The 20892-nt window shown below is 58.7% G+C and carries 13 protein-coding genes; all 13 read left to right on the top strand.

Annotated elements, in window-relative coordinates; translation table 11 throughout:
* The first annotated feature begins 125 nt into the window (after positions 1-125).
* The 13 genes from nuoG (at position 126) to ACP3TY_RS08420 (ending at position 20820) form a co-directional block, all read left to right on the top strand.
* Positions 126-2840 carry an NADH-quinone oxidoreductase subunit NuoG gene (gene nuoG, locus ACP3TY_RS08480; protein WP_212551195.1) on the top strand — a complete coding sequence of 905 codons (2715 nt, stop codon included), beginning with the start codon at positions 126-128 and terminating at the stop codon, positions 2838-2840.
* Positions 2837-3844 carry an NADH-quinone oxidoreductase subunit NuoH gene (gene nuoH / locus ACP3TY_RS08475; RefSeq protein WP_008082852.1) on the top strand — a complete coding sequence of 336 codons (1008 nt, stop codon included), beginning with the start codon at positions 2837-2839 and terminating at the stop codon, positions 3842-3844. The genes nuoG and nuoH overlap by 4 nt, the downstream gene beginning before the upstream one ends.
* An 11-nt stretch (positions 3845-3855) precedes the next feature.
* A complete protein-coding gene (gene nuoI, locus ACP3TY_RS08470; RefSeq protein WP_007920177.1) occupies positions 3856-4404 on the top strand; it encodes an NADH-quinone oxidoreductase subunit NuoI in 549 nt (182 codons plus the stop codon).
* A gap of 9 nt (positions 4405-4413) precedes the next feature.
* On the top strand, positions 4414-4914 hold the full coding sequence (gene nuoJ / locus ACP3TY_RS08465) for an NADH-quinone oxidoreductase subunit J (RefSeq protein ID WP_426619712.1): 501 nt from the start codon (positions 4414-4416) through the stop codon (positions 4912-4914).
* Positions 4915-4917: 3 nt separating this feature from the next.
* The gene (gene nuoK, locus ACP3TY_RS08460; RefSeq protein ID WP_003223790.1) at positions 4918-5226 is read left to right on the top strand and encodes an NADH-quinone oxidoreductase subunit NuoK; all 309 of its coding nucleotides are present in this window, start codon (positions 4918-4920) and stop codon (positions 5224-5226) included.
* On the top strand, positions 5223-7076 hold the full coding sequence (gene nuoL, locus ACP3TY_RS08455) for an NADH-quinone oxidoreductase subunit L (RefSeq protein WP_008082848.1): 1854 nt from the start codon (positions 5223-5225) through the stop codon (positions 7074-7076). Before nuoK ends, nuoL begins: the two co-directional genes overlap by 4 nt.
* Positions 7077-7115: 39 nt before the next feature.
* Positions 7116-8648, top strand: a complete 1533-nt coding sequence (gene nuoM, locus ACP3TY_RS08450) for an NADH-quinone oxidoreductase subunit M (protein WP_008082846.1) — start codon at positions 7116-7118, stop codon at positions 8646-8648.
* Between the two features lie 7 nt (positions 8649-8655).
* On the top strand, positions 8656-10119 hold the full coding sequence (gene nuoN, locus ACP3TY_RS08445) for an NADH-quinone oxidoreductase subunit NuoN (protein ID WP_159813898.1): 1464 nt from the start codon (positions 8656-8658) through the stop codon (positions 10117-10119).
* A gap of 844 nt (positions 10120-10963) precedes the next feature.
* Positions 10964-11314, top strand: coding sequence for a toxin (locus tag ACP3TY_RS08440; RefSeq protein ID WP_426619711.1), 351 nt, complete (start codon positions 10964-10966; stop codon positions 11312-11314).
* Positions 11304-11618: a helix-turn-helix domain-containing protein gene (locus ACP3TY_RS08435; RefSeq protein ID WP_027614657.1), complete on the top strand. Its 315-nt coding sequence runs from the start codon at positions 11304-11306 to the stop codon at positions 11616-11618. The genes ACP3TY_RS08440 and ACP3TY_RS08435 overlap by 11 nt, the downstream gene beginning before the upstream one ends.
* 172 nt (positions 11619-11790) lie before the next feature.
* Complete coding sequence (locus ACP3TY_RS08430) at positions 11791-13116, top strand: OprD family porin (protein WP_426619710.1); 1326 nt, start codon at positions 11791-11793, stop codon at positions 13114-13116.
* 415 nt (positions 13117-13531) lie between these two features.
* Positions 13532-18139: a SpvB/TcaC N-terminal domain-containing protein gene (locus ACP3TY_RS08425; RefSeq protein ID WP_426619709.1), complete on the top strand. Its 4608-nt coding sequence runs from the start codon at positions 13532-13534 to the stop codon at positions 18137-18139.
* Positions 18136-20820 carry an RHS repeat domain-containing protein gene (locus ACP3TY_RS08420; RefSeq protein ID WP_426619708.1) on the top strand — a complete coding sequence of 895 codons (2685 nt, stop codon included), beginning with the start codon at positions 18136-18138 and terminating at the stop codon, positions 20818-20820. Before ACP3TY_RS08425 ends, ACP3TY_RS08420 begins: the two co-directional genes overlap by 4 nt.
* Positions 20821-20892: the final 72 nt, after the last annotated feature.

Genomic DNA, 20892 nt, shown 5'->3' with positions numbered 1-20892 from the left:
AAGGTGAAGGGCCTGGGCCTTTCACCTCCTGCGATGACGCCTTTCGAGGCTGGTTTGATTCGTACGGATAACAAGATTCCATTAGCCACGCCCGCTGACACCGGGCCAACGAAGACCTTTGAACCATGGCCACTATCCACGTAGACGGCAAAGCGCTCGAAGTCGACGGGGCAGACAACCTGTTACAGGCATGTCTGTCGCTGGGCCTCGACATTCCATATTTCTGCTGGCACCCCGCGCTTGGTAGCGTCGGGGCTTGCCGCCAGTGCGCGGTCAAGCAGTACACCGACGAGAACGACACCCGTGGTCGCATCGTCATGTCCTGCATGACGCCTGCCACCGACAACACCTGGATCTCCATCGAAGATGAAGAATCCAAGGCGTTCCGCGCCAGTGTTGTTGAATGGCTGATGACCAACCACCCGCACGACTGCCCTGTGTGCGAAGAAGGCGGTCATTGCCACCTGCAAGACATGACAGTGATGACCGGCCACAACGAGCGCCGTTATCGCTTCACCAAACGCACCCACCAGAACCAGCAACTGGGCCCGTTCATTTCCCACGAAATGAACCGCTGCATTGCTTGCTACCGCTGCGTGCGTTTCTATAAGGATTACGCTGGCGGCACCGACCTCGGTGTATTCGGCGCCCACGACAACGTGTACTTCGGGCGCGTTGAAGACGGCACCCTCGAAAGCGAGTTCTCCGGCAACCTCACCGAGGTCTGCCCGACCGGTGTGTTCACCGACAAGACTCACTCGGAGCGCTACAACCGTAAGTGGGACATGCAGTTCTCGCCGAGCATCTGCCATGGCTGCTCGAGCGGTTGCAACATCTCCCCGGGCGAGCGTTACGGTGAACTGCGTCGCATCGAAAACCGTTTCAACGGTTCGGTGAACCAGTACTTCCTGTGCGACCGTGGCCGTTTCGGTTATGGCTATGTCAACCGCACCGACCGTCCACGTCAGCCGCTGCTGGCCGACGGCACCAAGCTCAGCCTGGACGCCGCACTGGATAAAGCCGCTGACCTGCTGCGCGGTCGCAACATTGTCGGTATCGGTTCGCCGCGTGCCAGCCTCGAAAGCAACTACGCGTTGCGCGAACTGGTTGGCGCCGAACACTTCTACTCGGGCATCGAAGCGTCCGAACTGGAGCGCATTCGTCTGGTCTTGCAGGTGCTGAACGACAGCCCGCTGCCTGTGCCAAACATGCGCGACATCGAAGACCACGATGCGATCTTCGTCCTCGGTGAAGACCTGACCCAGACCGCCGCTCGCGTGGCGCTGTCGCTGCGTCAATCGGTCAAGGGCAAAGCTGAAGACATGGCTGAAGCCATGCGCGTTCAGCCTTGGCTGGATGCTGCAGTGAAGAACATCGGTCAGCACGCGCTGAACCCGCTGTTCATCGCCAGCCTGGCGGAAACCAAGCTCGACGACATCGCTGAAGAATGCGTTCACGCCGCTCCGGACGATCTGGCGCGCATCGGTTTCGCCGTTGCTCACGCACTGGACGCCAGCGCCCCGGCCGTTGAAGGTCTGGACGCCGAAGCACTGGAACTGGCTCAGCGCATCGCCGACGCCCTGCTCGCGGCCAAACGTCCGCTGATCATCGCCGGTACTTCGCTGGGCTCCAAAGCCCTGATCGAAGCCGCCGCGAACATCGCCAAAGCACTGAAACTGCGCGAGAAGAACGGTTCGATCAGCCTGATCGTGCCGGAAGCCAACAGCCTCGGTCTGGCCATGCTCGGTGGCGAATCGGTGGACGCTGCGCTGCAAGCAGTCATCGACGGCAAGGCTGACGCGATCGTTGTGCTGGAAAACGATCTGTTCACCCGCACCGCAAAAGACAAGGTCGATGCCGCGCTGAACGCTGCGAAAGTAGTGATCGTTGCTGATCATCAGAAGACCGCGACCACCGACCGCGCGCACCTGGTTCTGCCAGCCGCAAGCTTCGCTGAAGGCGACGGTACGCTGGTCAGCCAGGAAGGTCGCGCCCAGCGCTTCTTCCAGGTTTTCGATCCGCAATATCTGGATGCGAGCATTCTGGTTCACGAAGGCTGGCGCTGGCTGCACGCCCTGCGCGCGACCCTGCTGAACCAGCCGATCGACTGGACGCAACTCGACCATGTCACCGCTGCCGTTGCTTCGAGCACCGCGCAACTGGCGCGTATCGTCGACGCAGCACCGTCGGCGGCGTTCCGCATCAAGGGTCTGAAACTGGCGCGTGAGCCGCTGCGTTACTCCGGTCGCACCGCAATGCGCGCCGACATCAGCGTTCACGAACCACGCACCCCGCAAGACAAAGACACCGCGTTCGCCTTCTCCATGGAAGGTTACTCGGGTTCGGTTGAGCCGCGTCAGCAGGTTCCTTTCGCCTGGTCTCCGGGCTGGAACTCGCCGCAAGCGTGGAACAAGTTCCAGGACGAAGTCGGTGGTCACATCCGTGCTGGCGACCCGGGCACCCGCCTGATCGAAAGCACTGGCGATTCGCTGAACTGGTTCGCGGCAGCACCGCGTGCCTTCAACCCGGCAGCGGGCACCTGGCAAGCCGTGCCGTTCTTCCACCTGTTCGGCAGCGAAGAAAACTCTTCGAAAGCCGCACCGGTTCAAGAGCGCATTCCGGCTCCTTACGTGGCACTGGCGAAATCCGAAGCGGATCGTCTGGGCGTCAACGAAGGTGCATTGCTGAGCCTGAACGTGGCCGGTCAGACCCTGCGTCTGCCGCTGCGCATCAATGAAGAACTGGGCGCCGGTCTGGTGGCATTGCCTGCGGGCATCGCCGGCATTCCACCGGCATTCGCCGGCGTATCCGTCGACGGTCTGCAGGAGGCAGCGCAATGACCTGGTTCACCCCTGAAGTGATCGATGTGATCCTGACGGTCATCAAAGCCATCGTCATTCTGTTGGCCGTGGTGGTCGCCGGTGCGTTGCTCAGCTTTGTCGAACGTCGCCTGCTGGGCTGGTGGCAGGACCGTTACGGTCCGAACCGCGTTGGCCCGTTTGGTATGTTCCAGATCGCCGCCGACATGCTGAAGATGTTCTTCAAGGAAGACTGGACGCCGCCGTTTGCCGACAAAGTGATCTTCACTTTGGCGCCGGTGGTGGCCATGTCCGCCTTGCTGATCGCGTTTGCGATCATCCCGATCACCCCGACCTGGGGCGTCGCGGATCTGAACATCGGCTTGCTGTTCTTCTTCGCCATGGCCGGTCTGTCGGTCTACGCGGTGTTGTTCGCCGGCTGGTCGAGTAACAACAAGTTCGCCCTGCTCGGCGCCCTGCGTGCTTCGGCGCAGACCGTGTCCTACGAAGTGTTCATGGGCCTGGCCCTGATGGGCATCGTGGTGCAGGTCGGCTCGTTCAACATGCGCGACATCGTCGAATACCAGGCGCAGAACCTGTGGTTCATCATTCCGCAGTTCTTCGGCTTCTGTACCTTCTTCATCGCTGGCGTCGCCGTGACTCACCGTCACCCGTTCGACCAGCCGGAAGCGGAACAGGAACTGGCCGACGGTTACCACATTGAATACGCCGGTATGAAATGGGGCATGTTCTTCGTTGGTGAATACATCGGCATCATCTTGATCTCGGCGCTGCTGGTCACCCTATTCTTCGGTGGCTGGCACGGTCCGTTCGGCATCTTGCCGCAACTGTCCTTCCTCTGGTTCGCACTGAAGACCGCGTTCTTCATCATGCTGTTCATCCTGCTGCGCGCGTCTATCCCGCGTCCGCGTTATGACCAGGTGATGGATTTCAGCTGGAAATTCTGCTTGCCACTGACCCTGATCAATTTGCTGGTGACCGCTGCGGTCGTGTTGTGGAACACGCCTGCAGTCGCGGTTCAGTGAGGATTTGACCCATGTTCAAATATATTGGCGACATCGTTAAGGGTACTGGTACCCAGTTGCGCAGCCTGGTCATGGTCTTCGGCCATGGCTTTCGCAAGCGCGACACCCTGCAATACCCGGAAGAAGCGGTCTACCTGCCACCACGCTACCGTGGTCGTATCGTCCTGACCCGTGACCCCGATGGCGAAGAGCGTTGCGTTGCCTGCAACCTGTGCGCCGTGGCTTGCCCGGTGGGTTGCATCTCGCTGCAGAAAGCTGAAACCGAAGACGGTCGCTGGTACCCGGACTTCTTCCGTATCAACTTCTCGCGCTGCATTTTCTGCGGTCTCTGCGAGGAAGCCTGTCCGACCACCGCAATCCAGCTGACACCGGATTTCGAGATGGCCGAGTTCAAACGTCAGGATCTGGTGTACGAGAAAGAAGATCTTCTGATCTCCGGCCCCGGCAAAAACCCTGATTACAACTTCTATCGTGTTGCAGGTATGGCAATCGCTGGCAAGCCGAAAGGCTCCGCACAGAACGAAGCCGAACCGATCAACGTGAAGAGCTTGCTGCCTTAAGGAAGAACGATGGAATTCGCTTTCTATTTCGCATCGGGTATCGCTGTTGTGGCCACGCTACGTGTGGTCACCAACACCAACCCTGTGCACGCCCTGCTCTACCTGATCATCTCGTTGATCGCTGTGGCCATGACCTTCTTCGCACTCGGCGCACCGTTCGCCGGCGTGCTGGAAGTGATCGCCTACGCCGGCGCCATCATGGTGCTGTTCGTGTTCGTGGTGATGATGCTCAACCTCGGCCCCGCCGCGGTTCAGCAAGAACGCGCCTGGCTCAAGCCCGGTATCTGGGCAGGGCCGGTGATTCTCGCCGGGCTGCTGCTGGCCGAACTGCTGTATGTGCTGTTCGCTCACCAGAGCGGTCAGGCCATCGGCCACACCACCGTAGACGCGAAATCCGTGGGCATCAGCCTGTTCGGCCCGTACCTGCTGGTGGTCGAACTCGCCTCGATGCTGCTGCTCGCTGCAGCCGTCACGGCGTTCCATTTGGGCCGTAACGAGGCGAAGGAGTAAGTCATGCCTGCTATCCCTCTCGAACATGGACTGGCCGTCGCCGGCATCCTGTTCTGCCTTGGTCTGGTCGGCCTGATGGTCCGCCGCAACATTTTGTTCGTGTTGATGAGTCTGGAAGTGATGATGAACGCCTCTGCACTGGCGTTCATTGTCGCGGGCGCCCGTTGGGGCCAGCCGGATGGACAGATCATGTTCATCCTGGTGATCAGCCTTGCAGCTGCCGAGGCCAGTATTGGTCTGGCGATCCTGCTGCAACTGTATCGCCGCTTCCATACGCTCGATATCGACGCTGCCAGTGAGATGCGCGGATGAACCTGATCTTTCTGACTTTCGTATTCCCTCTGATCGGTTTCCTGCTGCTGTCGTTCTCCCGTGGACGCTGGTCGGAAAACCTCTCGGCGCTGATCGGCGTCGGTTCCATTGGCTTGTCGGCGATTGTCGCCGCTTACGTCATCTGGCAATTCAACGTCGCACCACCCGAAGGCGGTCACTACACCCTGGTGCTGTGGAAGTGGATGGCGGTCGAAGGCTTCAAGCCTGACTTCGCCCTCTACGTCGACGGCCTGTCGGTCACCATGCTTGGTGTGGTGGTTGGCGTCGGTTTCCTGATCCACCTGTTCGCGTCCTGGTACATGCGCGGCGAAGCGGGCTACTCGCGCTTCTTCTCGTACACCAACCTGTTTATCGCCAGCATGCTGTTCCTGGTGCTCGGCGATAACCTGTTGTTCCTGTACTTCGGCTGGGAAGGCGTGGGCCTGTGCTCGTACCTGTTGATCGGTTTCTACTACAGCAACCGCAACAACGGTAACGCCGCACTCAAAGCCTTCATCGTGACCCGGATCGGCGACGTGTTCATGGCCATCGGCCTGTTCATCCTGTTCCAGCAAGTGGGCACGCTGAACATCCAGGAACTGCTGGTGCTGGCACCGCAGAAATTCCAGGTCGGCGACTTCTGGATCACCTTGGCAACCTTGATGCTGCTGGGTGGTGCAGTCGGTAAATCGGCACAACTGCCGCTGCAAACCTGGCTTGCGGACGCGATGGCCGGCCCGACCCCGGTTTCGGCACTGATCCACGCCGCAACGATGGTGACTGCCGGTGTTTACCTGATCGCCCGTACCCACGGCCTGTTCACCCTGGCGCCGGAAATCCTCCATCTGGTGGGCATCGTCGGTGGTGTGACTCTGGTTCTGGCTGGTTTCGCCGCGCTGGTACAAACCGACATCAAACGTATCCTCGCCTACTCGACCATGAGCCAGATCGGCTACATGTTCCTGGCGCTGGGCGTTGGTGCTTGGGATGGCGCGATTTTCCACCTGATGACCCACGCCTTCTTCAAAGCCCTGCTGTTCCTTGCTTCCGGTGCGGTGATCGTTGCCTGCCACCACGAGCAGAACATCTTCAAGATGGGCGGTCTGTGGAAGAAACTGCCACTGGCCTACGCCAGCTTCATCGTCGGCGGCGCGGCACTGGCTGCCCTGCCACTGGTCACCGCAGGCTTCTACTCCAAGGACGAAATCCTTTGGGAAGCGTTCGCCAGCGGCAACCACGGTCTGCTCTACGCAGGTCTGGTCGGCGCGTTCATGACGTCGCTGTACACCTTCCGCCTGATCTTCATCACGTTCCACGGTGAAGCCAAGACCGAAGCCCACGCCGGTCACGGCATCGCTCACTGGCTGCCGCTGTCGGTGCTGATCGTATTGTCCACCGCCATTGGCGCGATGATCGTTCCGCCACTGCACGGCGTACTGCCAGAAAGCGTTGGCCATGCCGGTGGCGAAGCCAAGCACAGTCTGGAAATCGCTTCGGGCGCCATCGCCCTGGCCGGTATCCTCCTGGCAGCGCTGCTGTTCCTCGGCAAGCGTCGCTTCGTCACGGCGATCGCCAACAGCGGCATCGGCCGTTTCCTTTCGGCCTGGTGGTTCGCTGCCTGGGGCTTCGACTGGATCTACGACAAACTGTTCGTCAAGCCTTACCTGGCGATCAGCCACGTACTGCGCAAAGACCCGCTCGACCAGACCATCGGTCTGATCCCGCGTATGGCCAAGGGTGGTCACACCGCCCTGAGCCGCACCGAGACCGGTCAACTGCGTTGGTACGCTGCTTCGATGGCTGCTGGTGCCGTGCTGGTTATTGGCGCCATCGTGCTGGTAGCGGTCTGATATGAACCTTGCGAATTTGCGAAAGGAAACGAGCCCGTCATGATTCTGCCTTGGCTAATCCTGATCCCCTTCATCGGCGGCCTGCTGTGCTGGATGGGTGAGCGCTTCGGCGCTACCCTCCCGCGCTGGATTGCGCTGTTGACCATGACCCTGGAACTCGCCCTCGGCCTCTGGCTGTGGGCCCACGGTGACTATTCATTTGCCCCGGCGCCTGGCGCCGATCCGACCTGGGCGCTTGAGTTCAAGCACATCTGGATCGCGCGTTTCGGCATCAGCGTACACCTGGCCCTCGACGGCCTGTCGCTGTTGATGATCCTGCTGACCGGTCTGCTGGGTATCCTCTCGGTACTCTGCTCGTGGAAAGAGATTCAACGTCACGTTGGCTTCTTCCACCTGAACCTGATGTGGATCCTGGGCGGCGTTGTCGGCGTGTTCCTCGCCCTCGACCTGTTCATGTTCTTCTTCTTCTGGGAAATGATGCTGGTGCCGATGTACTTCCTCATCGCGCTCTGGGGTCACAGTTCTTCGGACGGCAAGAAAACCCGGATCTACGCGGCGACCAAGTTCTTCATCTTCACTCAGGCGTCCGGCCTGATCATGCTGGTGGCGATCCTCGGTCTGGTGCTGGTCAACTTCAACAACACTGGCGTGATTACCTTCAACTACGCCGACCTGTTGAAAACCAAGATGTCGATGACCACCGAGTACATCCTGATGCTCGGCTTCTTCATCGCCTTCGCGGTCAAGCTGCCGGTTGTACCGTTCCACTCCTGGTTGCCTGATGCTCACGCCCAGGCGCCGACTGCAGGTTCCGTCGACCTCGCCGGTATCTTGCTGAAAACCGCTGCTTACGGTCTGCTGCGTTTCGCCCTGCCGCTGTTCCCGAATGCCTCGGCCGAGTTCGCGCCGATCGCCATGACCCTTGGTCTGATCGGGATCTTCTACGGCGCGTTCCTCGCATTCGCGCAAACCGACATCAAGCGTCTGATCGCCTTCTCGTCCGTTTCCCACATGGGTTTCGTGTTGATCGGCATCTACTCCGGCAGCCAACTGGCCCTGCAAGGTGCAGTGATCCAGATGCTCGCGCACGGTGTGTCGGCGGCGGCACTGTTTATCCTCAGCGGTCAGTTGTACGAGCGTCTGCACACTCGTGACATGCGTGAGATGGGCGGTGTGTGGTCGCGTATCGCTTACCTGCCGGCAATCAGCCTGTTCTTCGCAGCCGCGTCCTTGGGTCTGCCGGGTACCGGTAACTTTGTCGGTGAGTTCCTGATCCTGATCGGCTCTTTCGCGAGCTGGCCGTGGATTACTGCGATTGCCACTTCCGGTCTGGTGTTCGGTTCGGTCTACTCGCTGATCATGATCCACCGTGCCTACTTCGGCCCGGCGAAATCGGATTCGATCCTACACGGTATGGACGCTCGCGAACTGATCATGGTGCTAGGCCTTGCGGTGTTGCTGATCTACATCGGCGTCTACCCGCAACCGTTCCTCGACACTTCTGCCGCCACGATGCATGGCGTTCAGCAGTGGCTCGGCACCGCCTTCACTCAACTCGCTTCGGCCCGGTAAGAGCGCTATGGAATTCACGATTCAACACTTTATTGCGCTTGCGCCACTGTTGATCACCAGCCTCACCATTATCGTGGTGATGCTGGCAATCGCCTGGCGCCGCAACCACTCGCAGACCTTCCTGATCTCGGTCGCCGGTCTGAACCTGGCCCTGTTGTCGATCCTGCCAGCCCTGAAAGTCGCGCCTCTGGCCGTGACCCCGTTGCTGCAGATCGACTCGTTTGCCTGCCTGTACATGGCGCTGATCCTGGTCGCCACCCTCGCCTGCGTCACCCTCGCCCACGCCTATTTGGGTGATGGCGGTTCGGGTTACCCGGGCAACCGTGAAGAACTGTACTTGCTGATCCTGATGGCCGCCGCCGGTGGTCTGGTTCTGGTCAGCGCGCAGCACCTGGCCGGTTTGTTCATCGGTCTGGAACTGCTCTCGGTACCGGTTTACGGTCTGGTGGCTTACGCCTTCTTCAACAAGCGTTCGCTGGAAGCCGGCATCAAATACATGGTGCTGTCGGCGGCCGGTTCCGCGTTCCTGTTGTTCGGTATGGCCCTGCTCTACGCTGACGCCGGTTCCCTGAGCTTCACCGGTATCGGCCAGGCACTGGCCGCGACAGGTCTGCCTAGCCCGCTGGCACAACTGGGCCTGGGCATGATGCTGATCGGTCTGGCGTTCAAGCTGTCGCTGGTACCGTTCCACCTGTGGACGCCGGACGTCTACGAAGGTGCTCCAGCGCCGGTGGCCGCGTTTCTTGCGACCGCGTCGAAGGTTGCAGTGTTTGCGGTGATGGTGCGTCTGTTCCAGATCTCCCCTGCCGCCAGCAGTGGTGTACTGAGCGACGTGCTGACCGTTATCGCCATCGCCTCGATCCTGTTCGGTAACCTGCTGGCCCTGACCCAGAGCAACCTCAAGCGTCTGCTCGGTTACTCGTCCATCGCGCACTTCGGCTACCTGCTGATCGCACTGGTGGCGAGCAAGGGTCTGGCGGTGGAAGCCATCGGCGTGTACCTGGTGACTTATGTGATCACCAGCCTCGGCGCCTTCGGCGTGATCACCCTGATGTCCTCGCCGTACAACGGCCGTGACGCGGACGCCCTGTACGAATACCGCGGCCTGTTCTGGCGCCGTCCGTACCTGACCGCCGTGCTGACCGTGATGATGCTGTCGCTGGCGGGTATCCCGCTGACCGCTGGCTTCATCGGCAAGTTCTACATCATCGCCACCGGTGTTGAAGCGCACCAATGGTGGCTGGTCGGTTCGTTGGTTCTGGGCAGCGCCATCGGCGTCTTCTACTACCTGCGCGTGATGGTCACCCTGTACCTGATCGAACCAAACCTGCGTCGCCACGACGCCCAACTGCACTGGGAACAAAAGGCAGGCGGCGTGATGCTGCTGGCCATCGCCCTGGTCGCATTCTTCCTGGGTGTGTACCCGCAGCCATTGCTGACACTGGTTCAGCAGGCGGGTCTGGCGGGCTGATTGCTCGGCTGGCTACACATGAAAACGGCACCTTCGGGTGCCGTTTTTGTTTTTGTGGGATTTAACATTTTCATTGCCTGACCCACCGCATTCGCGAGCAAGCCCGCTCCCACAGGTTATGTGTGGTGCACAAATTCTGCGGTTATCCCGGATCATTGTGGGAGCTGGGCTCGCCCGCGAAGGCATCGGCACATTCAACATCTTCATTGCCTGAACCACCGCTTTCGCGAGCAGGCTCGCTCCCACAGGTTATGTGTGGTGCACAAATTCTGCGGTCATCCCGGATCATTGTAGGAGTGAGCCTGCTCGCGAAGGCGTCGGCACATTCAACATCTTCATTGCTTGACCCACCGCTTTCGCGAGCAGGCTCGCTCCTACAAGTTATGTGTCGTGCACAAATTCTGCGGCCATCCCGGATCATTGTGGGAGCGAGCCTGCTCGCGAAGGCGTCGGCACATTCAAATATCTTCATTGCTTGACCCACCGCTTTCGCGAGCAGGCTCTGCTCCTACGGGTTATGTGTCGTGCATAAATTCTGCGGCCATCCCGGATCATTGTGGGAGTGAGCCTGCTCGCGAAGGCATCGGCACATTCAACCTCTTCACAGCCTGACACCCCGCCGCTATCGCTATTCGGTGCTGGACACTGCTGCGAATTGTTCTGACACGTGAGTTGCGAAGGCTCTTCACAGATCAGTCGAACGATCCTACCTCTCCCGTCTACTCGTCCTACAGGTGATTTTACGACCGACGTCTACCGTTGAAAAAGGGGCGAAGAGCAAGGCCAGCAGGCCTTGACCTATTCGATTATCGAGACAACACTATACGCAGGCAACGTACAGAACATGGATGCTCTATTTATCGAACTACCTGCGTTTCAGAAGCATCGAGACGATTATCTGGACGATGAGCTGTTTCGCAGCTTCCAATTGGAATTGCTGAAAAACCCGGAAGCAGGCGACCTCATAGAAGAAACCGGAGGGCTGCGCAAAATTCGTTTTTCCGACCAGCGCAGAAACAAAGGCAAGCGTGGTGGTTTGCGGGTGATCTATTACTGGTGGTCCGGTTACGACCAGTTTTGGCTTTTCACCGTTTACAGCAAGAACGAACAGGACAATCTGACGCCTGCCCAGAAAAAACTTTTCAGACAAACACTCAATAAAGAACTCAACGCGAGAACCCGCTATGAAACGTGACATTTTTTCCGAACTGATGGATGGACTTGAAGCACTGGCCGATGAACGCCAAGGCAAAATCACCTTGCGTACCCATAAGGTTCAGCTGCCAAAACTGATGCCGATCACTGCTGAGGAAGTGATAGCCATCCGTCAGCAACTCAACCTTTCCCGCTCAGTATTCGCGATGTATCTACGCACCAACACGCGAACGCTCGAAAACTGGGAGCAAGGACGAGCAACACCCAACGCTCAAGCCACAACCCTGATCCGTCTTGTCGAGCGTTTTCCACAGACGATCGAACAACTCGCAGCCCTGACCTGACATAGGTTTTCATTCCCGCCACATGACGAAATTGTAATTCCCTCATCACCTTGGCGTTATCCGCAGCTTGCAACGATGTCACCCGGCGACCATGCCGGCGGGCCCTCGCCCGTCGAACAATAAAACTCACGCCGAAGCACGTTCCCGTTCTGCCGAACTCCAGGAGTGACTGATGCTTAACCCTACAAAAATATCGATGGCCGCTTTAACGGTGGCGATCAGCGCCGCACCGTCCATGGTAGTGGCGGAGGAAAAAGCCGAAGGCTTTATCGAAGGCAGCAGCCTCACCGTCCTCAACCGCAACTACTACTTCAATCGTGATCACCGCAACGGCCAGTCCAGCCCTACCGGCAATGGCTATTCCGAAGCCTGGGCGCACGCAGTGATCAGCAAGTTCGAGTCCGGATTCACCCAAGGCACCGTCGGCTTCGGTGTTGATGCGTTTGCCATGATCGGCCTGAAACTCGACACCGGGGACGGCCGTAACGGCGCTCGGAGCTCCTTCGATGTGTTGCCGGTCAACAGCGATGGCCAGGCGCAGGACGAGTACACCAAATTCGGCGGCGCCGCCAAAGTGCGCGCGTTCGATACGATCGTACGGGTCGGCGATGTGTTCCCTGCCACCCCGGTGGTCGCCGCTGGTGACTCGCGATTGCTGCCCGAAAGTTTCAAAGGCGTGACAGCCATCAACACCAGTATCGAAGGCCTGTCGGTACAGGGCGGTCGACTGCATGCAATGAGCCAACCGACCTCCAGCGACCTCAACGATAACTTCGCGACCTTCTACGCCGGCCCGGTCAATTCCCCGTGGATCGCCTACGGCGGCGGCGATTACGCGCTGAACAAAAACCTCACGTTCAGCCTGTATTCCAGCCGTCTCAAGGACGCCTGGAATCAGTACTACGCCGGCACCGCATGGTCGTATCCATTGGCAGATGACCTGTCATTGTTCGGCGACCTCAACTACTACAAGGCCGTCGACGAGGGCAAACAACTGCTCGGCGAATTCGACAACAACATCTGGAGCGGCCGCGTCGGCGTCAAACTCGGCGCCCACTCCGTCGCCCTTTCCCACCAGCGCAACAACGGCAACGACGACTTCGATTACCTGCGCCAGTCCGACTCGATCTTCCTCGATAACTCCATCCAGTACAGCGATTTCAACTCGCCCAAAGAACGTTCCTGGATGGTGCGCTATGACCTCGACATGACCCCGTACGGCGTGCCGGGTCTGTCGTTCATGACCCGTTATGGTCGCGGCACCGATGCTGATTATTCCAACGCCAACGCTGTGTACATGCGCCGCGACGCGGAGGGTAATCCGCTCACCGATCAGAAGCGCTGGGAGCGCGATGTTGAAGTCAAATACGTGGTGCAAAGCGGCACGATGAAAGACCTGTCACTGCGTTTGCGTCAGGCCACGACCCGCGCCACAGCGTTCGAGTCCGATCTGGAAGAAGTGCGGGTGATCGTCGAATACCCGCTGGCGATTCTCTGAGTTTCATGAGCGATCAGATTCACCTTTAGAAGCTCCTTGCTCCTTTGGAAAGAGGTGAATTTTTTGGCGTCCTTCGGGGCGCCTTTTTTTACTCTGTGAAACACGAAAAACCTGTAGGAGCTGCCGAAGGCTGCGATCTTTTGATCTTGAAAGACACAACCAAAAGGTCGCAGCCTGCGGCAGCTCCTACAAGTTTTGGCGATAGATCAGTTATCTGTTGAGCGAATTTGATCTAAGAAAACTGCACCACCCTGTCAGGTCTGACAGGTTACACCGCCAGTCTTTACCGCTAGCGTTAACCCGCCGGGCATCCTATCGATGCCACCCATCTGGCAGGGAGATTCACTGATATGGCCGTCGCCACCTCCATCATCGCTTACATACGTTTCACGGCCAGACGCAACGGCGGTTCGCTATGACTGAGCAACCGCAGCAACAGTCAACGATGCAGATCAACACTCCCTCCCTGCCCAAAATGGGCGGAGCCATTCAAAGCATCGGCAAGGGTTGGGGCGGCGTCGGCACCACCGGCGCGGCATCGCTTGAATTGCCCCTGCCGATTTCCCCCGGCCGAGGTTTTGCCCCGGCGCTGGGGCTGGGTTACAGCAGTGATGTCGGCAACAGCCCGTTCGGCATCGGCTGGCATCTGACGGCCAACGCCATCACCTTGCGCACAACCAAGGGGGTTCCGGCCTACACCGGCAACGATATTGTCACCGGCCCCGGCGGCGATATGTGGATGCCCGAGCGCAGTGACGGCGACGGCAGCGTCATCTCCAGAAACGTCATGCGCTACAACGGCATCGATCTGGGCGTACAGCATAAGGTGGTGCGCTATTGGCCGAGAGTTGAAGGGGCTTTCAGCCTCATCGAGCACTGGTCAACCGCCACCGACGCAAGTGGATTCTTTTTGATTCACGGTGCCGATGGCAGCCTGCATATCTACGGCAAAACTCCCGACTCACGCCGAGTCGACCCGGCCGATCCATTGCGCGTCGGCGCGTGGATGATCGACGAAAGCCTCAACACGCGCGGCGAGCACATCGTCTACCAATACAAAGCGGAAACTGACGCCCCCGCCCCGCCGCAACTGCGCGACTACCGTGCGCAGCGCTACCTCAAGTGCGTGTATTACGGCAACGCCAAGGCCCATCCGCACCTGTACGCCTGGGTCACCGACAGCTGGAAAGCCGAGCAATGGCACTTCCATTTACTGTTCGATTACGGCGAACGCAGCACTACCCTGGAAACCGCCCCCACCTACGCAGAAACACAGTCGTGGCCTGTACGCAGCGATCCCTTCTGGAATTACAGCTACGGCTTTGAACTGGGCACCCAGCGCCTGTGCCGGCAAGTGCTCATGTTTCATTCCTTCCCCAAGGAACTCGGCGATACGCCCGTGCTGGTGCAGCGCCTGTTGCTCGAGCACCGGGCCAACCCGCTCGGCTACAACCATCTGACCGCCGCGCACATTCAAGCGTATGGCGCACTCGGTCAGGTCGAAAGTCGCCCGCCCATGGAGTTCGGCTACAACGCTTGCGAGCTCGACCCCAAACATCCGGGCTGGACACAGTTTCCCGACATGCCCGGACTCAATGACGGCCAGTTCTATCAACTGGTCGACTTGTATGGCGAAGGCCTGCCGGGGGTGCTGTGTCGTTATGATCAAGCGTGGTATTACCGCGAACCATTGCGCTGCGACAGTGGCGGCGACGACGTCTGCTACAGCGACTGGAAACGGCTCGAAAACATTCCGGTGGCCGACAGCAGCAAAGCGATTCACCAATCGCTGACCGACCTGACGGGTGACGGCAAGCTCGACTGGGTGATCGCCATGCCCGGTATGCATGGCTTTTTCACCCTTGGCCCGGATCGCGACTGGTCAAACTACGTTCCCTTCAAGGCGTTCCCCAACGAATTCCTGCATTCAATGTCACGCCTGACCGATCTGGTCGGGGACGGCCTCAGCGACCTCGCACTGATCGGCACCAACAGCGTGCGTCTGTATGCCAATCGCCGCGAGCACGGGTTCGCCGACGGCGTCGACGTGCCTCATCGTTATAAATTGCCCGACGGTGACGACGATGAGCTGCCGTCATTGCTGCATACGCAAACCGAAGTGGTCGCGTTCGCCGACCTGCTCGGCAGTGGCCAGCAGCATCTGGTGCGCATCCGCCACAACGAAGTCAAAGTCTGGCCGAATCTGGGGCGCGGGCGCTTCGGCAAAGGGTTTGTGCTGTGCGCGCTGCCGTTCACCTACAGCGAGTTCAATGCGGCACAGGTTCTGCTGGCCGATCTCGACGGCTCCGGCGCGGCCGATCTGATCTACCTGGAACCCAAGCGTCTGCGTGTGTTCATGAACCACGCCGGTAGTGGATTCGAGCAAAGCAGTGTCGACCTGCCGTGGCCCGAAGGCGTGCTTTACGACCGACTTACCCAGGTCAGCACCGCCGACCTGCAAGGGCTGGGTTGCTCGAGCCTGATCGTCACGGTGCCGTACATGGCCCCTCGACACTGGCGCTACGATTTCGTCAAAGCCAAGCCGTATCTGGTCAACCGCACCTGCAACAACATGGGTTCCAGCAGCGGCGTGACCTACCGCAGCTCGGCGCAGGAATGGCTGGATGAAAAAAACCAGCAACACGCGGCGGACATCGAAAACCCGATCTCCCAATTGCCCATGGCGTTGCATGTGGTCAAGCAGCAGACCCAGCACGATGAGATCACCGGCAACACGCTGACGCAGGGTTTCAGTTATCGCGGCGGTTATTACGACCGCTTCGAGCGCGAGTTCCGTGGCTTTCGCCTGCTCATGCAGACCGATACCGAAGCGACGCAAGCCGAACGCGCGAGAACCGGTTTCACCGCACCGATCCTGAGCAAAACCTGGTTCCACACCGGCGAGGATATCGACCCTTCCCGCGACGGATATTACACTGGCGACCCGTCTGCGGTGGCCCTGCAACCCACGCTGCTACACGATCACGCGGCGCAACCCATCGAGCCACCAGACGAAGACCTCCAGCGCGAAATTGCTCGCTGCCTGAGCGGCAGAGTCCTGCGCTCTGAGGTCTACGCCGCAGACGACGATCCCGCCACTGCCGTGCCTTACGCTGTTCAGGAAAGCCGCGTCGCCGCGCGCGTGTTGCGGCCCAAAGGTGAGCACAATCCTTACGCGGTGGTACAGCCGCTTGACCTGGAATCGATCAGTTATCAATACGAGCCAGACATCGCCGATGACCCGCTATGTCAGCACACACTGAACCTGGAATGGGATGAGTACGGCAGCGTCATTCATGGCTTTACCGTGCACTACGCCCGGCGCAAAACCTTGAGCGATACACCGCCGTTCAGCGACGAATATCACCAAACCTGGTGGAAGGATGCCCACGACGATGCCCAACAAAAGTGGTACCTGACGCAAACCAAAGCGCTGCACCTTCACCTGCCAAATCCAGAAGCCTGGCGCCTTGGCCTGCCCTATCAGGCGCGCGGCAACGCACTGGTGCTCGACAAGCCGGCGCTCACCGCCGCCAACATCACCCATGAGTATTTTCTGCAACAAAGCGCCGACGACGGCGCGTGGGCGAAACAATCGGTGCTCACAGGCTTGTCGATGCAGCTCTACATGAACCCCGTCAACAACCTGCCCCTTGCACCCGGCCAAGCGACGTTCGAAGGTTTGCCCGCGCACATAGAAACGGCGGAGCTGGATGCCATCGCCCTCAGCGCTTACGACAAACTCAAGGACGCCGAGGGCAACATGCCCTTCAACCTGAAAGAAAAACTCGAGTCGCCGGAAGTCGGTTACCACATCATGGATCTGTTCCTGCCTGAAGTGAAAAACACCCCACCGACCGATCCGGACGATGCAAAAAATTACCTGTGGTCGGTACGTAAAGGCTTCCCCACCTATCACGCGCTGGATGGTTTTTTTAACATCCAGAAGTATCGCGAAACCCTTAGCCATGGTGAGACCCAGGTCTTTTACGACGACTATTGGTGCCTGACCAATGCCGTCACCCTGCCCGACGGCTGCACCACCCGCACGCTCGATGTGGATTACCGCAGCTTTCTGCCGGCCGCTATAGAAGACGCCAACCGCAATATTCAGGAGGCGCGTTACGACGCATTAGGCCAAGTGTTGGTCACCAGTTTCCACGGCACGGAATTAGGCCTGCCGGTGGGTTTTGATCGACTGGAAACCTACGTCCCGCCTGCCGACCGCGACCCGGCGATTGCCATTGCCGACCCGAAAAAAGCCATCGGCAATTTCGCCAGTGTCGGCTTCAGCGATCCCTTCAGCTGGATGGGACATGTCTCACGCACCTCACCGCCCTCCCCTGAATGGCAGGCATGGGCCAGACGTGAAGGATTCATCCTGCCCGGCGGCCACTTCTGCGACAGAGCGCGGCAGCATCTCACCGACGTGCAAACTCCAGACGCGAACGAGAAAATCCTCAAGGAACAACTCGACGCGGCCCACCGCGAACCGATCCATGCCGTCGCGATGCTGGCTGACCGCTACCCCGGTGATCCGGAGATGCAAGTGCGGGTCAGCATCGCCTGCTGGGACGGCTTCGGTCGGTCGCTGCAAACCAAACAGGAAGTCGAGCCGGGCAAGTCGTGGCAAGTCGGGGAAAACGGTGAATTAATCCTCGACTCCGACGGCAAGCCCGTCGAGGCCGATGTGCCACGCCGCTGGCGTGTCAGCGAGCCGGTCGAGTACAACAACAAGGGCGAAAAAGTACGCATCTACCGACCCTACTTTGCCGATCAACCGCGCTACATCAACGATCATTCAATGCGCGTGCATGCCTTCCATGATCAGCAGTTTTACGATGCGGCCGGTCGCCCGACCGAAACCATACTGGCGAAAAACATGCTCCAGGGTAATCCGCCGCAAATGAAGCCGTTACGGCGGGAGACGTGGTACTGGATCTGGTGCACCGTGGCGTTTGATGAAAACGATTTGTTTGAGCCACCGCCGGAGCAACGGCGCAAGAAGTTTCCATTCATATGAGTTCAGGGATTGATGCATTTACCCCGAATCTCACTGCCACCGATAGCCGTGGTTTGCCAGTACGGCAGATCGCCTATTGGCGGCAGGATGTCAGCCAGCGTGAAGCGCGACCCACGATTCAGCAGCATGACGCTGTTGGTCGCCTGGTGGCGCAACAGGACCCGCGATTGTTGGCGGATGCTTCGGCACCGGCCAATCTTGTGTCGATCTATTCGTTGTCCGGGAAGGTATTGAGCACGGTCAGTGTGGATGCCGGCTGGCGGCTCAGCTTGTCGGGTGAAGCGGATCAAGCGTTGTTAGGATGGGATGGTCGGGGGAGTCAGCGCTGGACGGAGTATGACGACCAAATCCGGCCAATCGCGGCGTTTGAGCACGCAGTTGATGCTGGTTTTTTGTGTGCCGAGCGTTTTGCCTATGGCGGCGACAATCCGGCATTTTCCGCGCGAAACCAGTGCGGGCAACTGATTCGCCACGATGATGCGGCGGGTACACAGCTGTTCGAACAGTTCGGTTTGGCGGGTGAGGTGTTACAGCAGACACGCCATTTTTTGCAGACGCTGGAGTCCCCCGACTGGCCGGCGTCCGTTTCCGAGCGTGACACGTTGCTTGAGCCCGGCGCAGGGTTCACGGCGCGCGCACGGTTTAACCCGCTGGGCGAGGCCATCGAACAAACCGATGCCAAAGGTAACCGGCAGATGATCAGCCACGCTGTCGACGGCCTGTTGCACGAGGTTCGTTTGCAACTGGCAAAGGACGTCGCGCCGAAGGTATTGGTCAGCGCCATTCAGTACAACGCCCTCGGTCAGACTGTGCGGGAGACAGCCGGTAATGGCGTGATTACTTCGCTGGATTACGCCGCTGACGACGGTCGGCTTTCGCGGTTGCAGGCCAAACGTGGCAGCGACGCTCTGCAAGATTTGCGTTACGTCTACGACCCGGTCGGCAACGTGCTGAGCATTGAAGACGCCGCCCTGCCCATTCGCTACTTTGCTAATCAGCGGGTTGAACCGGTTAATCGCTACGTTTATGACAGCCTCTATCAGCTGATCAACGCGACGGGATGGGAGGCTGGCGGTACTAATCAAGGCCCGACATTTTCGCGGTTTGACGATCCGGCGTCGTGCGCCAACTACACCCAAAACTACCGCTATGACCGTGGCGGTAATTTGCTGGAGTTGACTCATGACGGTTCGCAAAGTCACGGTCATCGACTGGTGGCGGCTGCACAGAGCAATCGGTGTTTGCCGGTGCTCAATGGCGTGGAACCGAGCGAAGGGGACTTTCGCAACAGCTTTGATAGCAGCGGCAATTTGCTCAACCTGCAACCGGGGCAATCTCTACGCTGGGATCTGCACAACCAATTGCGCGAAGTCAGACCCGTGGCGAATGACCGTGAGGGTTACGTTTACGGCGCCGACGGTATGCGCGTTCGTAAAGTGCGCTCTACACAGACCAACGCCCGAACGCTGATTTCGGAAGTTCGTTATCTGCCAGGTCTGGAACTGCGCACCCACAGCGGCACGGGGGAAGCGTTGCAGGTGATCACCGTTCAAGCCGGACGCAGCAGCGTGCGGGTTTTACATTGGGAATCCGAGCCACCCAAAGACATCGCCAACGATCAATACCGCTACAGCCTCAATGATCATCTCGGTTCCTGCGCGCTCGAACTGGACAGCTCAGGCGACATCATCAGCCAGGAGCGCTATCACCCTTTCGGTACGACCGCATGGTTTGCCGGGCGCAGCGAAATCGAAGCGGGTTACAAAACCGTGCGTTATTCGGGGCAAGAGCGGGATGCCACGGGGCTTTATTACTATGGGTTTAGGTATTACGTGCCGTGGTTACAGCGCTGGCTTAATCCGGATCCGTTGGGAACCGTGGATGGCTTGAACTTATTTAGCATGGTCATAAACAACCCGATGAGTTACTTCGATGTCGATGGCGGAGTTCGCGAAGGGCTCACGGATGCTCGGCGGACGGAGGAACCACCTGAACATACGCCTGCTGCATTGACAGGTACTCCGTTCTCATCAAGTGAGAAAGAACCAGGTAGTTCGAAATTTGATTTCCCTAACCCCGTCCCTCCTTCTCCGCAAAGCAACGAAAATGCTCACCTCTTGATTGAGTCCATACAGCTACTTGAGTTGAATGCAACGCCCTCCACAACGAGCATCTTCTCTGTTCTAGACGATATCGGTAATCGCCCACCTATTTCTGGAGGTGGTGAGGGGAAGATTTTCGAGAGCCTCGATGGTAATTACGTCTACAAGAAATTTCATGGATTTAGGGGATTGGACACCATCCCCGGCTCTGTGAAATCTGAGGAGCAAGGTTTCAATGATTACTACGGGGCCGGCGCAGCAACGGCTATTCTGGAGGATAAACAGGTTTACCTGAAGATGATAAAGCTTGACGGAAAGCCTTTGGACAAATTTGAAAACCAATCCATAACGATAGACGCTGTTTACGCGCTACAAACTATGTTTGAAGAGCTGGAAGGCAAGGATCTATTCCATCAGGACGTACAGAGCAAGAATTTTCTTTATTCCGAGAAACACAAAAAAGCTTATCCCGTTGACATGGCAGTACTCAGCTACGAACTCGCTCAGTACACCATCGATGTTTACAACAGAAAGCAGCAAAGTGTGATCCAGAATTTTGCAAACAAGGTAAAACACTGAGAATGCTATGGGCGGCCGAAAAAACCGGCTCATTCAATCTGAGCCGATTTGGCGCCACCGTACTGATGCACC

Origin of the sequence: Pseudomonas rustica (genome assembly GCF_049959085.1) — a bacterium.
Lineage (GTDB): Bacteria > Pseudomonadota > Gammaproteobacteria > Pseudomonadales > Pseudomonadaceae > Aquipseudomonas > Aquipseudomonas rustica.
This window is presented reverse-complemented; position numbering and strand designations above follow the sequence as displayed.

Excerpts from the sequence above, each read along its gene's own strand:
- nuoG (WP_212551195.1), top strand. The coding sequence starts at position 126 with ATGGCCACTATCCACGTAGACGGCAAAGCGCTCGAAGTCGACGGGGCA.
- nuoH (WP_008082852.1), top strand. The coding sequence starts at position 2,837 with ATGACCTGGTTCACCCCTGAAGTGATCGATGTGATCCTGACGGTCATC.
- nuoI (WP_007920177.1), top strand. The coding sequence starts at position 3,856 with ATGTTCAAATATATTGGCGACATCGTTAAGGGTACTGGTACCCAGTTG.
- nuoJ (WP_426619712.1), top strand. The coding sequence starts at position 4,414 with ATGGAATTCGCTTTCTATTTCGCATCGGGTATCGCTGTTGTGGCCACG.
- nuoK (WP_003223790.1), top strand. The coding sequence starts at position 4,918 with ATGCCTGCTATCCCTCTCGAACATGGACTGGCCGTCGCCGGCATCCTG.
- nuoL (WP_008082848.1), top strand. The coding sequence starts at position 5,223 with ATGAACCTGATCTTTCTGACTTTCGTATTCCCTCTGATCGGTTTCCTG.
- nuoM (WP_008082846.1), top strand. The coding sequence starts at position 7,116 with ATGATTCTGCCTTGGCTAATCCTGATCCCCTTCATCGGCGGCCTGCTG.
- nuoN (WP_159813898.1), top strand. The coding sequence starts at position 8,656 with ATGGAATTCACGATTCAACACTTTATTGCGCTTGCGCCACTGTTGATC.
- ACP3TY_RS08440 (WP_426619711.1), top strand. The coding sequence starts at position 10,964 with ATGGATGCTCTATTTATCGAACTACCTGCGTTTCAGAAGCATCGAGAC.
- ACP3TY_RS08435 (WP_027614657.1), top strand. The coding sequence starts at position 11,304 with ATGAAACGTGACATTTTTTCCGAACTGATGGATGGACTTGAAGCACTG.
- ACP3TY_RS08430 (WP_426619710.1), top strand. The coding sequence starts at position 11,791 with ATGCTTAACCCTACAAAAATATCGATGGCCGCTTTAACGGTGGCGATC.
- ACP3TY_RS08425 (WP_426619709.1), top strand. The coding sequence starts at position 13,532 with ATGACTGAGCAACCGCAGCAACAGTCAACGATGCAGATCAACACTCCC.
- ACP3TY_RS08420 (WP_426619708.1), top strand. The coding sequence starts at position 18,136 with ATGAGTTCAGGGATTGATGCATTTACCCCGAATCTCACTGCCACCGAT.